The organism is Heliomarina baculiformis (assembly GCF_019966545.1).
GTDB classification, from domain to species: domain Bacteria; phylum Pseudomonadota; class Alphaproteobacteria; order Rhodobacterales; family Rhodobacteraceae; genus Heliomarina; species Heliomarina baculiformis.
The window spans coordinates 382,348-404,885 of record NZ_JAIMIC010000004.1; the positions used below are offsets into that span (position 1 = coordinate 382,348).

The window sequence follows — 22,538 nt, forward strand, 5'->3', positions numbered from 1 at the left end:
CGGGACGAGGAAAGCCAGGTGCCAGAGGCCACGACCACCCCCGAACATTACGATCTCTTTGTCATCGGGGGCGGTATCAACGGCTGCGGCATCGCGCGGGATGCCGCCGGACGCGGGCTTCGCGTCGGGCTGGCCGAGATGAACGACCTTGCCTCGGCAACCTCTTCGGCCTCGACCAAGCTGTTTCATGGCGGGCTGCGCTATCTCGAATATTTCGAGATCCGGCTGGTCAAACATGCGCTGGCCGAGCGTGAAGTCCTGCTGCGCAACATGCCGCATATTAGCTGGCCGATGCGTTTCGTGCTGCCCTACCATGAAGAGATGCGGTTCGAGACGGAAACGCCTGTGTCGCGCCTGCTGGGTATCTTCATGCCATGGACACGCGGACGCCGACCGTCATGGATGATCCGGCTGGGCTTGTCGCTGTACGACAGCCTTGGCGGGCGCGAGATATTGCCGCCCAGCAAGAACCTCAATTTGCGCGACACGCCCGAGGGCGCGCCGCTCAAGGACAAGTTCGAGAAGGCGTTTGAATATTCCGATTGCTGGGTCGAGGATTCCCGGCTTGTGGTGCTGAATGCCCGCGATGCCGAGGACCGGGGCGCGCGGATCATGACCCGGACCAAGATGATCCGGGCCGAGCGGGTCACGGATCACTGGCTGATCACCCTGCGCGACGAGGAAACCGAACGGGAGTTCGAGGCGACCGCCCGGATGCTGGTCAATGCCGGTGGCCCCTGGGTCGGCGATATCATCCACGGCAAGGTCGAGGTCGAGTCAACCGAGGGCGTCCGCCTTGTGCGCGGCAGCCATATCGTGACCAAGCGGCTTTACGACCATGACAAATGCTATTTCTTCCAAGGCACGGACGGGCGGATCATCTTTGCCATTCCTTACGAATCCGATTTCACGTTGATCGGCACCACGGATGCCGAGCAGGAGGACCCGGATCAAAAACCGGAATGCACGCCGGCCGAACGCGATTACCTGATCGACTTCGCGAACCAGTATTTCAAGAAACAGATCACGGCCAAGGATATCGTCTGGACCTATTCGGGCGTTCGCCCGCTGTACGATGACGGGGCCAGTAGTGCCACGGCGGCGACGCGGGACTATACGCTCAAGGTCGACGATACGGGCGGCGCGCCGATCCTGAACATCTTTGGCGGTAAGATCACGACCTACCGCAAACTCGCCGAGGATTCGCTGGCAAAGATATCGCCCTACTTCTCCGGCGTCGGAGAGAGCTGGACCGCCGACGCGCCTCTGCCGGGTGGCAAGTTCGATGTGGACAAGGCCGAGCAGTTGGTGAACCGGGTGATCCGGACCTATCCCTATCTAAGCGATTTCTGGGCGCGACGCATGGCGCGGGCCTATGGAACCGATACTTTCGAAATCATCGGCGAGGCCGAGAGCGAAGAGGATCTGGGGCAGCTCTTTGGCGCTACCCTGACCGAGCGGGAGGTCAAATGGCTGATGGACCGGGAATTTGCGCGGACCGCCGAGGACGTGATCTGGCGGCGCAGCAAGCTGGGCCTGCGCATGAAACCCGATGATGTCGCGCGTCTCGATAAATGGATGGCCTCTCAGCGCAGCGACAAGTCTTCCAGCGCCGCGTAACCTCCGCTTTCGGCGGCCGCTTGCCGCAAACCCCCGTGACCTGCACAAAAATTCTTGGCACAAGGTGGGATAACCAGAAACGCATCTCATGGGGAGGGGGCAGATGAGCCATATTCTTGCAATCGATCAGGGCACCACGTCGTCGAGGGCTATCATTTTCGACGCGGATATGCAGGTAAAGGCCGTGTCGCAGGAAGAATTCCCGCAGCACTTTCCCGACAGCGGCTGGGTCGAGCATGATCCAGACGATCTCTGGTCGACGACCGCGGGCACCTGCCGCGCGGTGATCGAACGCGCCGGGCTGCGCCCCGGTGACATTGCGGCCATCGGGATCACCAACCAGCGCGAGACGACGCTCGTCTGGGACAAGACCACCGCCAAGCCTATCTATAACGCGATTGTCTGGCAGGACCGGCGCACCGCCGAATTCTGCCGAGGCCTGCGCAAGTCTGGCAAGGATACGCAGATCACCGAACGCACCGGTCTGTTGGCCGATCCCTACTTCTCGGGGACCAAGCTGAAATGGATCCTCGACCATGTTGATGGATCGCGCGAGCGGGCCGCCAAGGGGGAGCTGCTGTTCGGAACCGTCGACAGTTACCTGATCTGGAAGCTCACGGGCGGTGAATCCCATGTCACCGACGCAACCAACGCCGCGCGCACGATGCTTTACGACATCCATAAGGGGCGGTGGAGCAGCACGATCTGCGACCTCTTCGACATTCCGATGGAGATGCTGCCCGAGGTCAAGGACAGCGCCGCCGATTTTGGCATGACCCGCGCCGATCTCTTTGGCTCGCCGCTGCCTATTCTCGGCGTGGCGGGCGATCAGCAGGCGGCGACCATCGGTCAGGCCTGCTTTGAACCGGGGATGCTGAAATCGACCTATGGCACCGGCTGTTTTGCCCTGCTGAACACGGGGTCCGAGGCGGTGACGTCGAAGAACCGGCTTCTGACGACCATCGCCTACCAGTTCGATGGCAAGCCGACCTATGCGCTTGAGGGATCGATCTTTGTCGCCGGGGCGGTGGTGCAGTGGTTGCGCGACGGGCTCAAGATGATCCGCGACGCGCCCGAAACCCAGCCGCTTGCGGAAAAGGCCGATGAGAATCAGGACGTGATCCTTGTGCCGGCCTTTGTCGGGCTGGGTGCGCCCTATTGGGATGCGGATTGCCGAGGCGCCGTCTATGGCCTGACCCGCAATTCGGGACCGGCGGAATTTGCCAAGGCGGCGCTTGAATCGGTGGGTTATCAGACCCGCGATCTGCTTGAGGCGATGCATGCGGACTGGCAGAGCGATGCCGCCGGGGCGACCCTGCGCGTCGATGGCGGGATGAGCGCGAGCGACTGGTCGATGCAGTTCCTGTCAGACATCCTTGGCGCGGCGGTGGATCGGCCCAAGGTGCTCGAGACAACGGCCTTGGGTGCCGCATGGCTGGCCGGACAGCGGGCCGGGGTTTACCCGGACATGCAGGGCTTTGCCGAGACATGGGCGCTGGATCAGACCTTTGAGCCGAAGATGTCGGACGAAGAGCGCGACCGCAAATACGCGGCGTGGAAGCGCGCGGTCAAGGCGACGATGTCCGTCTAGTCAATCAGGCGCGCGATACAGACCTGCCACGGGCCCATGTGGAGCCTGCCGTCAGGGCTCTTGTTCGCGCCGCCGACCCCTTGCCCGATGGTTTCCCAGTCGCCGCCGGGCAGGGCGTGGACCGAAGGTGTGTCCGACATGTTAAAGGCGCAGAACAGCGTTTCTTCGTCATGGACACAGCGAAAATGCAGCACGTCGCCGAAGGCGTAGACCCCGTCCTGCATCCCTAAAACCAATGCGGGGTGCTTTTTGCGAAAGGCCAGCGCGCGGCGATAATGATGCAGTATCGCGCCGGGTTCGTGTTCCTGCACGTCCACAGCGCGACGGGCATGTTCATGGCTGATCGGTAACCACGGTTCGCCCTCGCTGAAACCGGCGTTGCGTTCGTGGGTTTCCCAGACCATCGGCGTTCGCGCGCCGTCGCGGCCCTTGTATTCCGGCCAGAATTCAACGCCGTAGGGGTCCTGTATGTCCTCAAAGGGCACGTCGGCCTCTTCCAGTCCAAGTTCCTCGCCCTGATACAGACAGGCCGATCCGGGCAGGCACAAAAGGAGCGTCGCATAAAGGCGCTGCGCGGCGGGCGAAAGCTCCCAGCGCGAGGTATGGCGCATCACGTCGTGGTTCGAAAACGCCCATGCGGCCCAGCCGTCATTCGCGACCTGATGCACCTTATAGAGTACCTCGGCAATGCGGGCCGCGGTCAGCGGTTCCTGCGCGAGGAATTCGAAAGCATAGCACATGTGCAGATAGTCATCGCCAGACGTATACTGGCCGAGCAGCTCAAGCCCGTGCTGGGCATCGCCGACCTCGCCCAAAGTTGTCGCGGCAGGGTATTCATCGAGCAGCACGCGCATTCGGCGGAGAAATTCGAAATTCTCGGGCCGGTTTTTGGAATAGAGATGTTCCTGATAGTTATAGGGGTTCACGCGTGGGGCGTGGATGGCATTACGGCCCTCGGGCGGCAGCGCCGGGTTGTCGCGCAGCTCTTTGTCGGCAAAGTAGAAGTTTACCGTATCGAGCCGGAAACCATCGACGCCGCGATCCAGCCAGAACCGGGTGACGCCCAGCAGGGCGCTTTGCACCGCCTCGCTGTGCAGGTTCAGATCGGGTTGGGAGGCGAGAAAGTTGTGCAGGTAATACTGCTCGCGTCGGGGATCCCAGTGCCATGCGCTGCCGCCGAAGAAGGAGAGCCAGTTGTTGGGCGGCGTACCGTCTGGTTTCGCATCCGACCAGACATACCAGTCGGCCATCGGGCCTTCGCGCGAAACACGGCTTTTCTGGAACCACGGGTGCTGGTCCGAGGTATGGGACAGCACGAGGTCGATGATGACCTTCAGACCGTGCCCATGGGCCGCGTCGATCAGCATGTCGAAATCGGCCAGCGTGCCGAAAATCGGATCGACGTCGCAGTAATCGCTGACGTCATAGCCGAAATCCTTCATCGGCGATGTAAAGAAGGGCGAGATCCAGATGGCGTCCACGCCAAGGCTGGCGATGTAGGGCATCCGCTCGACAATGCCGATCAGATCGCCGATCCCGTCGTCATTGCTGTCCTGAAAGCTGCGCGGGTAGATCTGGTAAATCGTGCAGCCGCGCCACCAGTCCTTGTCGGTTTCGGTGGCGGTTTGTGCAAAATCGCTCATGGCTGCGTCCTGGTCTTCTGATCGCGCGGCCCCGTAGGGGGCAACGCGTGTTCGTGTCTCTATGTCAGAGAAAGCTTGCTCAGGCCACCTCGGCCTGTGCGCTAGTGCCGAGGAATTCCGAGATCACCGCGTCATAGGCGGGGTTTTGCGCGGCAAGGAAAAGCTGGGCGCTTAGCATTCCTTCTTTCGAGCCACAGTCGAATCGGTGCCCGGCAAAGCGGTAGCCCGCGACGGTCTTGTCGCCGATGGCGCTGGCAATCGCGTCGGTCAACTGGATTTCACCGCCCGCGCCGGGTTCCTGCGTTGCCAGGGCCTCGAAGATGGAGTTGTCCAGCACGTAACGGCCGACCACGGCTGTGGTCGAGGGCGCAACGTCCGCATCCGGCTTTTCGACCAGACCGTCACAGATCGCAAAGGGACCGTCGCGGCGCGAAACTGAAAGCACACCATAGGACGACACGTTTTCACGCGGCACTTCCATCGTGGCGAGCATGTGGTCGACGTCGCCATTTTCATAAGCCGAGATCATCTGGCCAAGCGCACCCGGGCGACCAAGGATCAGATCGTCGGGGAGGACCACCGCCACCGCACCGGGCAGCGCCTCTTCCCGCGCGCAGAGGATCGCGTGGCCAAGGCCAAGCGGTTCCTCCTGATGGGTGAACACGACTTCGATGTCTTTTTCGTTCAGCGCGGCAGCTTCGAGTTCAGCCGCCAGCTTGCCTTTGCCACGCTCGCACAGCGTCGCGTTCAGCTTGGCGTCGTGCAGCACATGCTGTTCGATGGCGGATTTCGACGGGTGGTTTACAAAGATCATCTTCTCGACACCGGCCTCGCGGGCCTCGTCGATGGCATACTGGATCAGGGGCGTATCAAGAACCGGAAGCAACTCTTTCGGGATCGCCTTGGTAGCAGGCAGAAAGCGGGTACCCATCCCGGCAACTGGGAAAATCGCAGTTCTTACAGTTTTGGTCATTGTTAATCCTCTGATCGTCATGCCGCATTGCAGCGAATGGTTTTACTTTAGGTTTCACACCCGGAATGTCAAAAAACGACACCGCTAAAATTGCGGTCGCCGGATCAGTTTTCTGACGCGCAAGATCGGATGAGTCTCGGGCTGTAAAACGGCGAATTTTCGGAAAATTAGTGAAATCAAAGGCCTAGAGGGCCGAAATGTGACGGATCGGGGATTTTTGCCGCTGGAAGGCCAGATTTTGCGCAGGTCAATTCTGCTTAAAAGCTAGGCGATTTGGAAACGGTTGAGGGTCTGTATGGCTTTTTTGGACTATACCGCCTTGATACCGCAGGTGCACAGTATAGCTCGTTAAGCAACAGAGGCGGCGCGCCATGTTTCGATAAAACTGAATGGCCGCGCCCGGATCACGCGGGCGGAAATGCCCTTTGAACCCGTAATAAACGTGCAGATCGCAAACCAGAGAAATGACATCAACGCTCATATCCCCGACTTCGCAAAGCACCCCGTATTCCCGTATCGCCGTGGTCGGCGGCGGCGCCTGGGGCACCGCCCTTGCAAGCGTCGCAGCAAGGGCTGGCCGGCAGGTGCGGATCTATGCGCGGGATGAGGCCACTGTTGACGCCATCAATAACGAGCACCGCAATCCGCGCTATCTGGGCGATATCGCACTGCCCGAGACGCTGAAGGCCACGCATCATCTGGCCGAAGCGGTGACCGGTGCGGACGCCGTTTTGCTCGTGGTGCCCTCGGGCGCGGTACGGCAAACAGCGGCGCAGCTGCGTGACCTGATCATGGACGGCACACCTGTTGCGGTCTGCACCAAGGGGATCGAACCGTCGACTGGCGCGCTCATGTCGCAGGTGGTGGCCGAGGAAATCCGGCACGTTCCCGTGGGCACGATCTCGGGCCCGACATTCGCCCGCGAAACCGCGCTGGGTCATCCGACGGCGGCGACCGTGGCCTTTGATTTCTCGCATCAGGACCGGCTTGATCCCTATGCGAGCCCGGCGGCGCAGCTGGCGCTATCGATGAGCACCGGGTTTTTCAAAACCTATATCTCGGACGATCTGGTTGGCGTCGAAATCGGCGGCGCGATCAAGAACGTGATCGCCATCGGCTGCGGGATGATGACCGGCGCGGGATATGCAGAGAATACCCGAGCGGCGCTGATTACCCGCGGCATGGATGAGATGAAGCAACTGGCCGAGGCGCTGGGCGGGCGACGTGAAACGGTGACCGGGCTTGCCGGGGCAGGGGATCTGACTCTGACCTGCTCCAGCCAGACCTCACGGAACATGTCGCTTGGCGTTCAGCTTGGGCAGGGAATACCGCGCGATCAATGCTTTGACGGCAAACCCGTTGTGGTCGAGGGTGAGGCGAATGCCGCCTCGGTCGTCGATCTGGCGCGGCGCGTGAATGTCACCATGCCGATCTGCGAAACCGTGCACAGCATCCTGACCGGCGAGGTGGGCATGTCGCGTGCCTTTGCCGATCTCTGGACGCGGCCCATCGAATCCGAACCGCGCGCGCTGGCGATTGAAATGAACAACCCGGCGATGACCAGCGGTACGCGCCTTGACGGAGGTGCGGCATGAGCCTGCCCGATTTTCACGAGCGCCAGTTCGTTCTGGCCACTGACCTTGACGGCACGTTTCTTGGCGGCACCGATGAGGACCGGCGCCAGCTTTACGACTGGATCGAGGATAACCGCGATACCGTGGGTTTGATCTTTGTCAGCGGACGGGACCCGGAGTTCATGGTTGAAACCTGTTCGAGCGGCGATCTGCCTTGGCCCGAATACGTGATCGGAGATGTGGGTACGACCATCGCCAAGGTAGAAGACGGCGATATTCGCCCAATCGAAGCGCTGGAACAGGATATCTCGGGCCGGTGGAGCGACAGCGGCGACAGGGTGCGCACGGCACTGGCCGATGCAGCCGGGCTGCGTTTGCAGGAAACCCCGTTTCGCTATAGGGTCAGTTATCACTATGACCCTGCAAGCTATGACCCTGCCGCTGCCGATCTGATCGGCGACATGGGACTGGATGTCCTGATTTCGGACAACCGCTTTTTCGACGTCCTGCCGCCGGGGGTCAGCAAGGGGCCATCGCTCTTGCGCCTGCTTGACCATCTAGGGGTGCCGCAGGGGCGGGTGCTGGCCTCGGGCGATACGCTGAACGACCTTTCGATGCTGATCGCGGGCACCTATGCGGTGGCGGTCGGCGGGTCCGAGCAGCCGCTGTTGCAGGCGCTGCCGCAGGACGAAAAAATTCACCGGGCGAAAGCCATCGGCGCCGCCGGAATCGCCGAGGCCATGACCCAGTTCAACCTTCATCCCGGCAGCAAAGAAATTCTGAAAAATGTCGTCTGATCTGGTCATCGTCTATCACCGTCAACCCTATGAAGAGGTTGAAGAAAACGGCGTCATAAAGTTTCGCGAGAACAAGAGCCCGAACGGCATTGTTCCGACGCTGAAGAGCTTTTTTGCAACCGCCGAAAAAGCATCCTGGATCGCTTGGAAGCTGGCCGATGATCCGGCCAATCCGGATTTCGAGAAGGTCGTGGAAATTGACGACCAATATGGCAAATATAACGTGTCGCGCCTGCCGCTGACCTATGAGCAGGTGAGCAGCTTTTATCACGTTTCCTCGAAAGAGGCGTTCTGGCCGATCCTTCACAGCTTCAAGGAAAAGTTCAATTACGATCCGGTCGACTGGCCGACCTTCCGTGAGGTGAACTGGGCCTTTGCCGAGGCCGCCGCCCGCGAGGCCGCGCAGGGCGCGAGGGTCTGGATCCATGACTATAATCTATGGCTGGTGCCCGGCTATCTGCGCACCCTGCGTTCGGATGTGACGATTTCCTTCTTTCACCACACGCCTTTCCCGGCAGCGGATATGTTCAACGTGCTGCCGTGGCGGCGCGAGATCGTCGGCAGCCTGCTGGCCTGTGATATCGTCGGTTTCCACATCGCGCGCTATGCGTCGAACTTCGTTTCTGTCGCACAAAGCCTTTTCGACGTGGATGTGTTGGAACGGCACAAGGTCGACCCCGAGATGGTTTCGGACGGGACCGCGCTTAGCGAGCGCAGCTATCCCAAGCTTTTGTCCTACGAGGCGCGCAAGGTGGCGATCAGCTCGGCGAATGTGGGGGTGAACCCGGATTTCATCGAAGCCCGCGCGAACGACCCGGAGGTTCAGAAAAACGCCCGCGAAATCCGCGAGGACATGGGCGATTGCAAGTTGATTCTGTCTGTCGGACGCACCGACTACACCAAGGGCGGGGTCGACCAGCTTGAGAGTTTCGAACGTGTGCTCGCCGAACACCCGGAATTGCGCGGCAAGGTCAAGCTGATGCACGTTTCGGTCAGCGCAGATCGCAACATGTCGGCCTATGCCCCGGTGCAGACCGGTATCGAGGAAACCGCAGGGCGGATCAATGGCCGCTACGGGACGCTGCGCTGGCAACCGATTGCGCTGATCTCGCGGGCGATCCCGTTTGACGATCTGATCAAGTATTATCTGGCCGCTGACGTGGCCTGGATCACGCCGCTTGTTGATGGCATGAACCTTGTCTGCAAGGAATTTTGTGCTGCCCGCGTGGATGGGGACGGGGTGCTGGTCCTGTCCGAGTTCGCGGGTGCCGCGGTCGAGTTACATTCCGCTGTCATCACCAATCCGTTCTCGTATCGATCGATGGACAGTGCGATTCTGTCGGCGCTGGACATGCCCGAGGAAGAGCGCCGTCACCGGATGAAAACTCTTCGCTCGGTTGTAAAGAGATTTACCGTTGCCGCATGGGGCGAAGCTCAGCAGCGCGAGTTCGATGCTGCCGTGGCGCGAAGGCAAGAATCGCTGGAAAAACAGGAATAATCAAAAGTTTTCTTCCCCTCTATTCATGGTTCTGTCGCATAGTCATGCTTTGGAGCCCCTGCAAACCGCGCATGGGGCCGGTTGCAGAATGGGGGGACTATGCGGCTGAAGGCGGTCTTTTCGTGCGATGGCGCGAACATCGAAGTTGGATATGAGGCCGAGGAGGCTCCGGTCGTCGCGCGCCGGACCGAGGGGGCGATCAGCCTGTTTCCAGCGCAGGCCACCAAATGCGACAAGCCCACTCAGATCGACCTTGGCAAGGAAAAGCGCCGCGCAACGGGTCGGTAGGGACCGTCACGCTGCCCCTGACCCGTTTCTAAGCTGCGGCATGGGAATAGGGTCTTTTTGATGAGACAGCGTGGCGTGGAGGTGGTTTACCCGTGACAGGTAAACCGGTGCTTTACCCAGAGTACGATCCGGGTTTCGGTGGAACAGATTGGGGGATCACATCAGAAAGCTGCCGGCCTTCATCGTGTCCGGCACGGGGGCACCAAGCCGCGACAGGATGGTCGGCGCGAGCTGTAGCTGATCGATCACCGCACCGGCGTCCGGGCCTTCGGCGGGACCGAAGTAATAGAGCGCAGATTCCTGTTGCAGGGCGCTGTGGCCACCGTGATGACCGCGTTCGTCCTGACCGTGATCGGCTGTCACGATGATTTCGTACCCGGCGGCGCGCCATTTGTGGATGAACGGGGCGAGCATTTCGTCCATGACCGCGCAGGCGTGGTCCATTTCCTGACAATCGTGGAAGAAACGGTGCCCCATGCTGTCGAGCGTGCAGGTATGTAACATCCCGTAATTCAAGCAAAAACGCATACAAAGATTGGTCAGCGAGGCAAAGAGATCGACGTCGGAGGGCGTCATCTGGTTGACCAGACCATAGCCCGTCATCGTGTGGAACCGGCCGTGGTTGATGGTGTCGCTCTCGGGTTCGTCATATTCAATATCCCGCACCAGATCGAAGGGATGACGGTTGAAGAAGGACGACCAGAAGGAATGGGCGACGGCCCCGGTGACACCGCCCGCCGCGCGGACCTGGCTGAAGACGTCGGGCTGGCTCAGGCGGAAGACATTGCCGTTTCCTGTGCAGCCATGTTCCTGCGGGGTGACGCCTGTGTGGATCGAGGCATAACAGCTTGCCGAGATCGAGGGGAGGACCGCGCGGTGCTTCCAGACCCGGGCCTCTCCAGCGGTGACCCAGCCTTCGAGATTGCCGAAGAGCCGCCTCCAGTTGCGCCACGGAACGCCGTCGAGAATGATCAGGAGAAGTTTGTTCTGCATGGGCGCGCTCCGTTTGCCGGGCCGATGTTTAGGCTTTATGGCGCGCATCTAAGGACGCTTGAGCCCCGGTTGCAACCGGATTTGAGGCGGCAAATCCGGGGGTGACATCTGTGCACCTTCTGTACACCCCCTGTACATCAGAGAGGCAGCTTTCTGGCGGGGATCTCGCGCAAGACCCGAAATTTATTCGGGGATATGTGATCCAGATTGCTTGTCAGACCGGGGGGCGGGGTGTCTATTGAGCAGAGTTGTTTTCAGCCCGTTTGGGGATTTTGCCAATGCTCGCCTCTCGTATCACCGACATGCATGTCTGTCCGATGGTTACGCCCGCGCCGGTGCCGGTGCCGCATGTGGGCGGCCCGATCATCGGGGTCAGCGCGCCGACCGTGCTGACCTGCAAACTGCCGCAATCGGTGGTGACAGATAACTGCGTCTGCGTCGGCCCGCCCGATGTGATCGTCAAGGGATCGATGACGGTGATGGTCTGCAAAAAACCCGCCGTCCGGATCGGCGATATGACTGCGCATGGCGGTTCGATCGTTGCGGGCGCGCCGACGGTGATGATCGGGGGCTGACCCCGTTTCATAGGTAACGCGATGCCCTGTTTCTGTGCCACCAACATGATGCGGCTGCCAGCGATGGCGCCCAAGGTCAGCCTGAGCGCCGTGGCCCCGGTGCCGCCGCAGCTGGCAATGCTGGCGGATCTGCTGGGGCTGGAAGCGATGGCGGCCAGCGGTCCGGTCGCGATGCGGGCGGATATGAAGATGAACGCGGCCCTGCCGGATATGACCGGTGCCGCATGGATGAACGCGACGCTGGGCGCGCCGCTGCCGCTCTCGGGCGGGCCGGTGCTGAGCCTCGTGATGCGGCTGGCAGCGGCGGGGATGATCTTTCCGTTGCTTGACCCGAAAAAGCTGATCCTCCAGATCAAGCAGGCGGTGGCCAGCCTGATGGCAGAGACGATGCAGGCGCTAGCGCCGTTTCAGGCGATCCCGCCGATGCAATTGCAGAACATGACGCTGGCGGCCCGGCTGACGCTGCAACTGCGCGCGCAAGGCCTGTGCCCGATGGCACTGGCGCGGGTCGATCCGAGCTTTTCCGCGGCGTTGAGCCTCGGCGATCCGGGTGTGCGCTTGCAGCAGGCGGCGCGGTTCTCGGCCTCGCTCCAGGCGCAGCCCTTGGCGATGCAGCCTTTTGCGCTGCCGCCCGCAAAGCTGAACCTTGCGATGAGCATGGCAGCCTTTGCGCCGCTGGCCTCGGCGCCGGCGGCGATGGGGCTGCCGCCCGTCACAGAACCGGATTTCATGAAGATGGCCGTGAACATGATCAAGGCGGTCGCGGCCCTGCCGATGATGGCGCTCGATGCGCTGGGGTTGTTGGATGCGGCGGCCAAGCTGGACAGTATCGGCGTGATACACGAGGCCTTCGGCATGGATGCGCTGACCCCGGCGGGCGTGGCGCGGGTTAACGCGATGCTGGCCTATGTGGCAAGCCTGCGGATCGCGCTGCCGAACCCGGCGACCCTTTTGATGTCGCAGCTTGGCGACCTGCCGGATCTTGAGAATGTGCGACTGGGCGCGGCGACGGCAAAGGCGGCGGCGCCGGTGATGTCAGCGTCGATGTCGATGAAACCGCCGACCCTAGCCGCGCTGCCGCTGCTCGAGGCGATGGCGGCGCTGAACGCGGTGCTGAGCCAGCTGCTGGGGCAGTCGCCGCTGGGCGCCTGCGGGTCCTGCCAGTTCAAACTACCGGCGTGACTTCGTGAAGTAAGAAAATGGGGTGTCCGAAAGTCGTCTCGGGCCACAAGCATTACACGTCGGCTTTTTGCCCTTCCAAGACATTTGAAAGCTCTTCTCGGTTGGACAAAAAACATAGCTTGATTGCGCTGAGAAGGGTATGATCTAGAGCACCTTTCGAGTTACGGCATCGCATATTCGGAGAGCACATTATCATGCTAAAATACATTCTTGCCTTTGCGATCATGCCGTTATCCGTCTTTGCCCAGTCGGGCGTCATTGCGATTGACGTTCTGATCGAACCCGACGAGACGATGATGGAACAAGCGGAAGAGTGGAACGCTCGACTGCGCGACGAATTTCCGCAAGGCTTCGAGCTTGATGAGGCACATGCGCCTCACGTCACACTGTTGCAGACCTTCGTTTTGCGGAATGATTTGGACGCTATTCTCGCGACTGTTGCGGAAGTCAGCCGCCAATTCGATCTTGAGGCTCTCCAGATGACGGCAACCGGTCTTTATCACGTTCCTTCCAGTGACATCGGCTTGCAGGGTATCGTGATCGAGCCTTCGCAGGACCTACGGGCGCTTCAAGATGCGATTATCGAAGCGGTCGAGCCGTATCGCAAGCCGGCTGCCGGAGAAGAAGCGTTTGTACCTGACCCATCGGGGGCGCCCTTCGATCCGCTGCTGTTCACCTACGTAGATACATTCGTTGCCGGCCAGTCAGGCGAGAAGTTTAACCCACATGTCACCACGGGTGTAGGTCCGATCGCTTGCGTTGAGGCGCGAGAGACCGAACCATTCGAGCCGTTCGCATTTGGCGCCGAGGGCATCGCGGTCTACCAACTTGGCAACTTCGGGACTACGGCAGAGCGTCTCTCTCGAGAATGAGTTCGTTTACCGAAATGCCTATTATTGAGAGCGTCCGATAAGTCCGCTTAACTGACCAAAACAGTTTGCGAACACTCCCCCCGTAAAAAAAACGCGCCGCGGGTGAGGCGGCGCGTCTCCAGTGATCGGCGGGGCAGGGATCAGTTCCCGGCGCTTTCCATCTTGCGGTGTTCGATGACCTCTTCGAGCCAGCCGAGCTTCATCTCGGGGACCGAGGAGAGCAGCAGGTCGGTGTAGTCGTCGAAGGGCGGCGAGAGCACCTGCGATTTCGGCCCGTAGCGCACCACCTTGCCCTGATACATCACCGCGATGGAATCCGCGATGGCGCGGACCGTGGCGATGTCGTGGGTGATGAAAAGATAGGCCACATCCTCGATTTTTTGCAGGTTCAGCAATAGCTTGAGGATACCGTCCGCCACCAGCGGGTCGAGCGCCGAGGTGACCTCGTCGCAGATGATCAGCTTGGGTTTCGCGGCAAGAGCGCGCGCGATACAGACACGCTGTTTCTGCCCGCCAGAGAGTTCCGCCGGGTAGCGGTCGATGAAACCGGTGCCAAGCTCGATCTCGTCCAGCAACTCCTGAATCCGGTCGCGCTTGGCCTTGCCCTTGAGACCAAAGTAGAATTCCAGCGGACGCCCGATGATGGTGCCGACGGTCTGGCGCGGGTTCATCGCGGTGTCGGCCATCTGGTAGATCATCTGCAACTCGCGCAGGTCTTCCTTGCTACGGCTTTTGAGATCGGGGCTAAGCGTGCGCCCGGCAAATTCGATCGTGCCGCTGGTCGGCGGCAAGAGCCCGGTGATAACGCGCGCCAGCGTCGATTTGCCGGACCCGGATTCACCCACAACCGCAAGGGTCTGGCCCGGGTGCATGTCGACCTTGACCTTTTTCAGCACGTCGAAGTTCGTACCGCGATAGCGGGCTGTGATATTCTTGACGCTGAGCACAGGTTTGTCGGACGGGATCTTTTCCTCGTGTTCGATGGAACGCACCGAGACAAGCGCCTTGGTGTAGTCTTCCTGCGGGTTGTTGATGATCTGGTCGGTTTCGCCGTATTCGACCATCTCTCCCTGTCGCAGCACCATGATGTGATCGGAAACCTGAGCCACCACGGCAAGGTCGTGGGTGATATAGAGCGCGGCCACGCCGGTCAGTTCGATGGCATCCTTGATCGCCGCGAGAACGTCGATCTGGGTGGTCACGTCCAGAGCGGTCGTGGGTTCGTCGAACACCACGATATCGGGCTGCGGACAAAGCGCCAGCACGGTCATGCAGCGCTGAAGTTGACCGCCTGATACCTGGTGCGGGTAGCGGTTGCCGATGGTGTCGGGATTGGGCAGACCCAGCTTGTGGAACAGGTCGATCGCGCGGGATTCCGCCTCGGCCTTGGTGCAGCGACCGTGGGCGATGGCGGCCTCGATCACCTGTTCCATGATCTTCTTGGCCGGGTTGAACGAGGCTGCGGCGGATTGCGAGACATAGGTGACCTCGGCCCCGCGCAGAGCGCGCAGGCCCTTGAGCTTCATCTTGAGGATGTCGCGCCCGTTGACCCAGACCTCACCGCCGGTGAGTTCGACGCCACCCCGGCCATAGCCCAGGGTGGACAGGCCGATGGTGGATTTGCCGGCACCGGATTCCCCGATGAGGCCCAGCACCTTGCCCTTTTCGAGATCGAAGGAGACACCATGGACGATTTCGATGTCGCGGGGTTTTTCGCCCGGTGGGTAGACCGTGGCGCCGATTTTCAGATCGCGTACTTTGACCAGGGGATCGCTCATTATCCGCGCCCTCCCTTGAGGCTGGTGGTTCGGTTCAGGATCCAGTCGGCGACGAGGTTGACCGAAATGGCCAGCGTCGCGATGGCGATGGCCGGGACCAGTGCTGCCGGGATGCCGTAAACGATCCCGTCCTTGTTTTCTTTCACGATGCCGCCCCAGTCAGCGGCGGGCGGCTGGACGCCGAGGCCGAGGAAGGAGAGGGTCGAGACGAAGAGAACCATGAAGATGAAGCGCATGCCCATTTCCGCGACAAGCGGTGACAGGGCATTTGGCAGGATTTCCCGGAAGATCACCCAGATGTTGCCTTCGCCGCGCAGGCGGGCAGCTTCGACGAATTCCATCACGTTGATGTCCACGGCGACGGCGCGCGCAAGGCGGAAGACGCGGGTGGCGTCGAGCAGCCCCATAACGAGGATCAGGACCGGGACGGTGACGGGCATGACCGAGAGCACGACCAGCGCAAAGATCAGCGTCGGTACCGACATGAGCAGGTCGACGAAACGGGCGAGGATGTGATCCCAGATGCCGCCGAGCACAGCGGCGAGAAAGCCGAGCACCGAGCCGGTGATGAAGCTGAGCAGCGTTGCGGCGGTGGCGATGAAGATCGTGGTGCGCCCGCCGTAGATCATGCGGCTGAGCAGGTCGCGGCCGATGTTGTCGGTGCCAAGCAGAAACTCAGACGAGGACGGCTCCCACACGCCGCCGACGATCTGCGCCATGCCGTAGGGCGCGATCAGTGGCGCGAAGATCGCGGCGAGAAAATAGGCGCCTGTCAGCGCCAGCCCGATCAGGGCCGATAGGGGTATGTTTTTCATTTTCGTGCCTCCTGTCGGGGGGCGGTCTTATTTATTGTTGCCGGTTGAAGGGGAGGCGCGGCGGATGCCGCGGGCGAAACGAGCGTCGTGACGACGCTCATTTCGGGTGCCTCAACCGGGGATTGGAAATGATCGAAACGATATCCGCGACCATGTTCAGGCCGATATAGACGGCGGCAAAGACAAGGCCGCAGGCCTGTACGACGGGAACGTCGCGCTTGGAGACGTGATCGACAAGGTACTGGCCCATGCCAGGATAGGTGAATACCACCTCGATCACGACGACGCCCACCACGAGATATGCAAGGTTCAGCATGACCACGTTGACGATCGGGGCGATCGAGTTCGGGAAGGCGTGTCTCCAGATGATCTTGAACATCGTGAGGCCCTTGAGTTCGGCCGTTTCGATATAGGCCGACTGCATCACGTTGAGGATCGCGGCGCGGGTCATGCGCATCATATGCGCGAGCACCACCAGTGTCAGAACGGTGACGGGCAGGGCAATGGCGTTCAGCTTGGCGCCGAGGCTCATGCCGGGGTAGATTGTGGATACGGAAGGTGCCCAGCCGAGTTTCACGCCGATGATATACATCAGCACATAACCGATCAGGAATTCGGGCACCGAGATCGAGGCCAGCGTCACGGCCGAGATCAGCTTGTCGGGCCAGCGGTCGCGGTAGCGGACCGCGAGGAGGCCGAGAAAGATGGCCAGCGGCACCGAGATGACGGCGGCCCAGAAGGCGAGAAGCAGAGTATTCGACATGCGCGAGCCGAGCTGGCTGGCGATGTCCTGACCGGATGTGAGGGCGGTGCCCAGGTCTCCGGTGATGGCGCCTCCCAGCCAAGCGAAATAGCGGCTGACGGCAGGTTCGTTGAGGCCCAGTTCGGCGCGAAGGTTGGCAAGTGCTTCGGGCGTGGCCGACTGGCCGAGGATCGACTGCGCGACGTCGCCGGGCAGGATCTGGGTTCCCGCGAAGATCAGGATCGACACGAGAAAGAGGAGAAGCAGGCCCAGCGCGATGCGCTGGGCCAGCAGTTTTGCGATGGGCCCCATATCAGGCGGCGACCCACATCTTCTGCGGTGCGTAGAAGTTCATCAGCTCGAAGCCGACCTTGGGTTCTTCCCATCCGGTCACGCGCTGCGAGACGCCGTCGACAAAGTCGTTGAACATCGGGCAGATCAGGCCGCCTTCGTCGTGCACGAGCAGCGACATCTCGTGATACATCTCTTTGCGCTTGGCTTCGTCCAGTTCGGCGCGGGCCTTGAACAGCAGCTCGTCGAAACGCTCGTTGTTGAAACGGGTGTCGTTCCAGTCCGCGCTCGAGAGATAGGCCGTGGAGAACATCGCGTCCTGAGTCGGACGGCCACCCCAGTAGCTGGTGCAGAAGGGCTGGGCGTTCCAGACTTCGGACCAGTAACCGTCGTTGGGTTCACGCTTGATTTCCAGCGGGATACCGGCTGCGGCAGCGGATTGCTGGTACAGCGCGGAGGCGTCGGGCGCGCCCGGGAAGGAGTTGTCCGAGGTGCGCAGGATGATCGGGCCGTCATGACCGGATTTCTCGTAGTGGAAACGGGCCTTGTCCGGATCGTAGCTGCGCTGCTCCAGCTCGGTGTAGAGCGGGTAGGACGAGTTGATCGGGGTGTCGTTGCCGACGGAGCCGTAACCGAAGAGGATCTTTTCGACCATTTCCTCGCGGTTGATCGCGTATTTCAGCGCCAGACGCAGGTCGTTGTTGTCAAACGGCGACGTGTTGCAGTGCATGATGAACACGTAATGGCCCGGACCGGAGGTGGTGCGCACGTCGATGTTAGGCGCGCGGCCGACAAGAGCGGCGGTACGCGGGGGAACGCGGTTGACCATGTCGACCTGGCCGGACTGCAGCGCCGCCATACGGGCGGTGTCGTCGTTGATGACCACGTATTCGATGGTATCGGCATAGCCGAGGTCGCCCCAGTAATCGTCACGCTTGGTCGCGACAAAGCGCACGCCCATGTCGACCTCTTGCAGGACATAGGGACCGGTGCCGATGGCGGCGGTCGGATCGTCCTTGCCGCCATTGGGCTGGATGATCAGGTGATAGTCGGTCAGCAGGTAGGGAAGGTCGGCGTTGGGCTGTTCCAGTTCGACGATGAAGGTGTCGCCTTCGGTGCGCATGTTGGCAATGCCGCGCATGATGCCGAGCGCGCCCGACTTGGTATCTTCGCCCGAGTGGCGTTCCATCGTGGCGAGCACGTCTTCGGCGGTGACGGTCTTGCCGTTCGAGAAGGTGACACCGGGGCGGATCTTGAACATCCAGACCTTGGCGTCCGGTGAGCTTTCATAGCTCTCGGCGACTTTCATTTCCAGACCGCCCTCGGGGTGCAGCTCGAGCAGGGGTTCGCCCCAGAGACGGGATACGGAGGTTGCCGTGGCGTTGGCGGCCACTGCCGGGTCGAGGCTGTCGGAAGAGGCGCCGCCCTGGATGCCTACGCGGATGGTGCCGCCGGTCTGCGGGCCAGCAGCGCGGGCCGATGTCGTGTAGAGGCCGCTTGCGAGTGTCGTGGTCAGGCCAAGCGCGGTGGCGCGGCCGATGAATTCACGTCGGCCCATCTTGAGGGCCGTCACACGGCTTGCGTAATACTTGAGTTGGTCGTCGTTCATAGGAATCTCCCGTTTGAGAACGCTGCATCTGTTGTGCAGTTTTTCTTGATTGATGAGTCAATGGTTGCGTATTTACCTGCCTCCCGCAAGTCTTATTGGGGGCTGATGTAACGGTGGCGTTAAAGGTGATCCCTTTCGATGGCGTCGTTTTCATCACGCGCGTAAATCAGCACGTCGTTTTCATACGCTTCGATCCGGCCTTTGAGATAGAACCGGGTCTGGTCAGACCACATTTCGCTAAATGTCTCTGTGCGCAGAATAATATCATCCCGCTCCAATTCGGTCGTCCAGTGGCAGGTGCCACGCGCCGAAAGCGGATCGTCGGGATGAATCGACCAGCGTTCGCGGGCGATGCCGCCCGAGATCAGCCCGTGAACATCGTCCTGAACCTTGCCGAAATCGTCGGTGATCACGAGGTGGATATCGCCGCTGTTATGGTCGGTCTCGCTCACGCGGGTGTTGGAGCCTTCGCGCAGGGTGGTGATCTGCCACGGGGTTTCCGCGTCGGGGGGCGGGAAGGTCCATTCGTCCTTGTCCGCCGTCTTGCGCACCGGAAGGGCGAGTCGGCCGTCGGTAAGGGAAAGTGTCGCCATTTCCGGCGCGGGCCAGATCAGCGGCCAGTAGGCCGAGGAGATCGCGACCCGCAGGCGGTGGCCCTTGGGCAGACGATAGGCGATGTGGTCGAGATCGAGCGTGATCTCCTCAGCCTTGCCGGGGGTCATCGGTTCGGGGTTGGCCGCGCTATTGCGGTGGCTGAGGTTCAGCACGCCATAGGTGATCCGGGTCGAGGCACCATCCGGGTGGATATGGCAGAGCCGCAACGCCATCTGCGCCTGCGGCTTGTCCGCCGCAAGGGTCAGCGTGACGCGGGGGGCGCCGACGATATTCATGTCTTCGCTCGCGGGGGCGCTGTCGAAACAGGCGGAAAACGCATCGTCGCCGCGCTGGTCGCCGGGCATTTCCGGCCCCAGCCAGATGGCGCAATATTCGCCCGAGGCCGCGCCGCAATGGGCGGGCGAGTTGACGGATTGTGAAAGCGGGCCGGTATCGGGGGAAAGACCGTCATCGGTCAGGTGCCATGTTTCGATGGGCAGGTGGCTTGAGGCACCTTCGGATTCGGTGATCCAGCGCCCGTCGCGCTCAGTGTACCAAGTGGCCGGGCGGACCCCGTCCATCAGGTAGGCTCGGTAATCGGGGTCATCCTCGACGCCGGTGTCGATGCCTTTGAGCCAGTGATCCCACCAGCGCAGGGCTTCTTGCAGAAAGCCGATGCGCGGTTCGGGCACGGCGAAATGCGGATATTTGTGGACCCATGGGCCGACGATACCCTTGGCACCGGGCAGGTTTTCCACAAGCTGCGGCACCGCGTTCTTGTAGCTGTCGCCCCAGCCGCCGACGGCCAGTACCTTGGCCTTGAGCGCTGAATAGTCCTCGCAGACGGAGCCATGCTGCCAATAGGCGTCGCGGCGCTGGTGCGAGAGCCAGCGGGTCGCGAGGAAGGGTTCGTTTTCAAGCCGTTTCAGCCAGAGTTCGCGCCAGTCATCGCGCAGGGCCGGGTCGGGCGAGCGGCTGGAATAGGCCCACATGGTCGCTCCCCAGCCGAGGTTTTCGTTCAAGAGGCAACCGCCCTTGTAGTGAATGTCATCGGCAAAGCGATCCACGGTCGAGCAGAGCGTGATGATCGCCTTGAGCGGATCGGGCTGATGGGCGGCGACCTGAAGCGAGTTGAAGCCGCCCCAGCTGATGCCCATCATGCCGACATTGCCGTTGCACCAGTCCTGCGCGGCGACCCAGTTGATGACCTCGACCGCATCGGCCTGTTCCTGTGCGGTGTATTCATCCTCCATCAGACCTTCGCTGTCGCCATTGCCGCGCATGTCGACGCGCAGGCAGGCATAGCCGCGCTTGGCAAAATAGGGATGGGTCAGCGCATCGCGGGCGCAGGTGCCGTCGCGTTTGCGGTAGGGCAGGTATTCGAGGATGACCGGCACCGGGTCGTCAGCAGCATCGAGAGGACGCCAGACGCGGGCGGAAAGACGGCAGCCATCGGAAAGCGTGATGCCCAGATCGGGCAGCTCTTCGATCTCGCGGAGAGTATTTGTGGACATGGGCATGCTTTCAACGCAATGGCGTCCGCATGTCAACAGCGGAGCGCGATCAATAGGTCCATGACATTTGTACCGGTCGGACCGGTGGTGAGAAGGGCCTTGTTATCAGAAAGATAGGTGCCGCTGTCTGCATGGTTGAGCGCGTCCTGCGCGCTGTCAGTCCAGGTTGAACCATCGACAATGCCGCCTGCCGCATCGGTCGGGCCGTCGTTTCCATCGGTGCCGCCGACGATCAGGACAATATCGTCGCGCCCCTTGATATGGCGCGACAGGGCAAGCGCGAGGGCCTGATTGCGCCCGCCTCGACCGGGGTTGTCGGGCAGGCGAACCGTGGGTTCGCCGCCAAGGATGATCGCACCTTTTTCCATGTGGCTGAGGCGCGGACCCCACTGGTGGGCCAGCGTGTCGAGATCGTCGTGCAGCTCTTCGCCCGTTTTCAGGATACCGTATCCCCGCCGTTCTGCTTCAGCCAGCGCGGCGTCGCGGGCGTGAGTGTTGGAGGCGACGATGCGGGTGGTGGCCGCAAAGTTCGGTGTGGGAGGCAGCGCGCCGATACCCGAACCGATTACGGCGATATCGTCGCCCGGCACGTCGGAGATCGCGAGTACCTGCGCCGTGGCACCGGCAAAGGCCGAGAGCAGCCCGCCGCCCTTGATCCGGCTGATCTGGCGGCGCTCGACATTCATCTCGGTAATGTCCTTGCCACTGGCGAGCAGCGAGCGGTTGAGCGTCGCGAGGTCTTTGAGGGTGTGGCCCTCGGTCAGATCCTCGGCAAGGGCAGAGGCCCCGCCGGAGACGAGCAACAGCAGGTGACTGTCGGCAGCCATCCCGGCGACGCATTCGCGCAGGGCGCGGCCAGCCTTGAGGCTGCGTTCGTCGGGGACGGGATGGGCGGATTCGATCAGGGTGACTTCGGTCGGGAGACCGTCGCCGTGCCCGTCCTTGGTCACGACCAGCGCGGGGAGGGCGCCGAAATGATCAAGCGCGGCGCGGGTCATGGCGGCAGCGGCCTTGCCCACGGCGATAATCTGGTCGGGCCTCTGTGTGGAGCCTTCTTTCAGCGCGCGGGTCACGGCGTTATAGCCGCCGACCGCATCGACCCCGGCCTGCCAGATGGCGCGGGCGTCTTCGCGGGTCCGCTGCCGCACGCTCATGACTCCATCCAGATCGTGACCGGCCCGTCATTGACCAGCGAAACGGCCATATCCGCGCCGAACCGGCCTGTGCCGACGGGGATGCCCTGTTCCATGAGGGCGCGGGCGAAGTATTCATACAGCCTTTCGCCCTCGTCCGGCGGGGCGGCGGTGGAAAAGCCGGGGCGATTGCCGCGCGAGGTATCGGCGGCAAGGGTGAACTGGCTGACCACCAGCGCGCTGCCTTTCACGTCGAGGAGGGAGCGGTTCATGCGTCCTTCTTCGTCGCGAAAGATGCGCAGCTTGGCGATCTTGGCGGCCAGCCTGTCGGCCTCGGCCTCGCCATCGCCCTGCATCGCGCAGACCAGCAGCATCAGGCCGGGGCCGATTTCGCCGATGATGGTGTTGTTGACGGCAACCGACGCCTCGGTCACGCGCTGGATCAGAACCCGCATG

19 protein-coding genes are annotated in these 22,538 nt (G+C 61.6%); 9 read left to right on the plus strand and 10 right to left on the minus strand.

The genetic code is table 11. From position 1 onward, the window contains the following. Positions 1 to 18 precede the first annotated feature (18 nt). Both glpD and glpK read left to right on the plus strand, forming a co-directional pair. Positions 19 to 1,620 carry a glycerol-3-phosphate dehydrogenase gene (glpD, locus tag MF268_RS11725; protein WP_238371043.1) on the plus strand — a complete coding sequence of 534 codons (1,602 nt, stop codon included), beginning with the start codon at positions 19 to 21 and terminating at the stop codon, positions 1,618 to 1,620. Positions 1,621 to 1,723: 103 nt separating this feature from the next. Further along, complete coding sequence (gene glpK / locus MF268_RS11730) at positions 1,724 to 3,211, plus strand: glycerol kinase GlpK (RefSeq protein ID WP_238371044.1); 1,488 nt, start codon at positions 1,724 to 1,726, stop codon at positions 3,209 to 3,211. Here glpK and MF268_RS11735 read toward each other — a convergent pair. Together MF268_RS11735 and MF268_RS11740 are read right to left on the minus strand one after the other, a co-directional pair. Continuing rightward, on the minus strand, positions 3,208 to 4,854 hold the full coding sequence (locus MF268_RS11735) for an alpha-amylase family glycosyl hydrolase (protein ID WP_238371045.1): 1,647 nt from the start codon (positions 4,852 to 4,854) through the stop codon (positions 3,208 to 3,210). The two genes, glpK and MF268_RS11735, sit on opposite strands and share 4 nt — an antisense overlap. Before the next feature lie 79 nt (positions 4,855 to 4,933). Then, on the minus strand, positions 4,934 to 5,827 hold the full coding sequence (locus MF268_RS11740) for a UTP--glucose-1-phosphate uridylyltransferase (RefSeq protein ID WP_238371046.1): 894 nt from the start codon (positions 5,825 to 5,827) through the stop codon (positions 4,934 to 4,936). 464 nt (positions 5,828 to 6,291) lie between these two features. Between MF268_RS11740 and MF268_RS11745 the strand changes: the two genes are divergently transcribed. From MF268_RS11745 to MF268_RS11760, 4 genes are all read left to right on the plus strand, one after another. Continuing rightward, positions 6,292 to 7,422 carry an NAD(P)H-dependent glycerol-3-phosphate dehydrogenase gene (locus tag MF268_RS11745; RefSeq protein ID WP_238371047.1) on the plus strand — a complete coding sequence of 377 codons (1,131 nt, stop codon included), beginning with the start codon at positions 6,292 to 6,294 and terminating at the stop codon, positions 7,420 to 7,422. Continuing rightward, positions 7,419 to 8,198, plus strand: a complete 780-nt coding sequence (locus MF268_RS11750; protein ID WP_238371048.1) for an HAD-IIB family hydrolase — start codon at positions 7,419 to 7,421, stop codon at positions 8,196 to 8,198. Before MF268_RS11745 ends, MF268_RS11750 begins: the two co-directional genes overlap by 4 nt. Continuing rightward, complete coding sequence (gene ggpS, locus MF268_RS11755; RefSeq protein ID WP_238371049.1) at positions 8,188 to 9,696, plus strand: glucosylglycerol-phosphate synthase; 1,509 nt, start codon at positions 8,188 to 8,190, stop codon at positions 9,694 to 9,696. Before MF268_RS11750 ends, ggpS begins: the two co-directional genes overlap by 11 nt. Before the next feature lie 99 nt (positions 9,697 to 9,795). Further along, positions 9,796 to 9,984: a hypothetical protein gene (locus MF268_RS11760; RefSeq protein ID WP_238371050.1), complete on the plus strand. Its 189-nt coding sequence runs from the start codon at positions 9,796 to 9,798 to the stop codon at positions 9,982 to 9,984. Positions 9,985 to 10,140: 156 nt separating this feature from the next. Here MF268_RS11760 and MF268_RS11765 read toward each other — a convergent pair whose 3' ends face one another. Next, the gene (locus MF268_RS11765; RefSeq protein ID WP_238371051.1) at positions 10,141 to 10,977 is read right to left on the minus strand and encodes an alkaline phosphatase family protein; all 837 of its coding nucleotides are present in this window, start codon (positions 10,975 to 10,977) and stop codon (positions 10,141 to 10,143) included. Between the two features lie 278 nt (positions 10,978 to 11,255). On the opposite strand from MF268_RS11765, the gene MF268_RS11770 reads away from it, so the two are divergent. From MF268_RS11770 to MF268_RS11780, 3 genes are all read left to right on the plus strand, one after another. Beyond that, positions 11,256 to 11,552, plus strand: coding sequence for a PAAR domain-containing protein (locus tag MF268_RS11770; protein WP_233145659.1), 297 nt, complete (start codon positions 11,256 to 11,258; stop codon positions 11,550 to 11,552). A gap of 21 nt (positions 11,553 to 11,573) precedes the next feature. Further along, a complete protein-coding gene (locus tag MF268_RS11775) occupies positions 11,574 to 12,734 on the plus strand; it encodes a hypothetical protein (protein ID WP_238371052.1) in 1,161 nt (386 codons plus the stop codon). Between the two features lie 194 nt (positions 12,735 to 12,928). Further along, the gene (locus MF268_RS11780) at positions 12,929 to 13,606 is read left to right on the plus strand and encodes a 2'-5' RNA ligase family protein (RefSeq protein ID WP_238371053.1); all 678 of its coding nucleotides are present in this window, start codon (positions 12,929 to 12,931) and stop codon (positions 13,604 to 13,606) included. A gap of 140 nt (positions 13,607 to 13,746) precedes the next feature. Here MF268_RS11780 and MF268_RS11785 read toward each other — a convergent pair whose 3' ends face one another. From MF268_RS11785 to dtd, 7 genes are all read right to left on the minus strand, one after another. After that, the gene (locus MF268_RS11785; protein ID WP_238371054.1) at positions 13,747 to 15,384 is read right to left on the minus strand and encodes an ABC transporter ATP-binding protein; all 1,638 of its coding nucleotides are present in this window, start codon (positions 15,382 to 15,384) and stop codon (positions 13,747 to 13,749) included. Continuing rightward, the gene (locus tag MF268_RS11790) at positions 15,384 to 16,199 is read right to left on the minus strand and encodes an ABC transporter permease (RefSeq protein ID WP_238371055.1); all 816 of its coding nucleotides are present in this window, start codon (positions 16,197 to 16,199) and stop codon (positions 15,384 to 15,386) included. Before MF268_RS11790 ends, MF268_RS11785 begins: the two co-directional genes overlap by 1 nt. Positions 16,200 to 16,296: 97 nt before the next feature. Further along, positions 16,297 to 17,253 (minus strand): ABC transporter permease, encoded by a 957-nt coding sequence (locus tag MF268_RS11795; RefSeq protein WP_238371056.1) that lies wholly within the window; start codon positions 17,251 to 17,253, stop codon positions 16,297 to 16,299. Position 17,254: 1 nt separating this feature from the next. Next, entirely contained in the window at positions 17,255 to 18,841 is a 1,587-nt protein-coding gene (locus tag MF268_RS11800) for an ABC transporter substrate-binding protein (protein ID WP_238371057.1), read from the minus strand. A 119-nt stretch (positions 18,842 to 18,960) separates the two neighbouring features. Continuing rightward, positions 18,961 to 20,955, minus strand: a complete 1,995-nt coding sequence (locus tag MF268_RS11805; protein WP_420485430.1) for a CocE/NonD family hydrolase — start codon at positions 20,953 to 20,955, stop codon at positions 18,961 to 18,963. Positions 20,956 to 20,981: 26 nt separating this feature from the next. Then, on the minus strand, positions 20,982 to 22,103 hold the full coding sequence (locus MF268_RS11810; RefSeq protein ID WP_238371059.1) for a glycerate kinase type-2 family protein: 1,122 nt from the start codon (positions 22,101 to 22,103) through the stop codon (positions 20,982 to 20,984). Continuing rightward, on the minus strand, positions 22,100 to 22,537 hold the full coding sequence (gene dtd / locus MF268_RS11815; RefSeq protein ID WP_238371060.1) for a D-aminoacyl-tRNA deacylase: 438 nt from the start codon (positions 22,535 to 22,537) through the stop codon (positions 22,100 to 22,102). Before dtd ends, MF268_RS11810 begins: the two co-directional genes overlap by 4 nt. Position 22,538 lies beyond the last annotated feature (1 nt).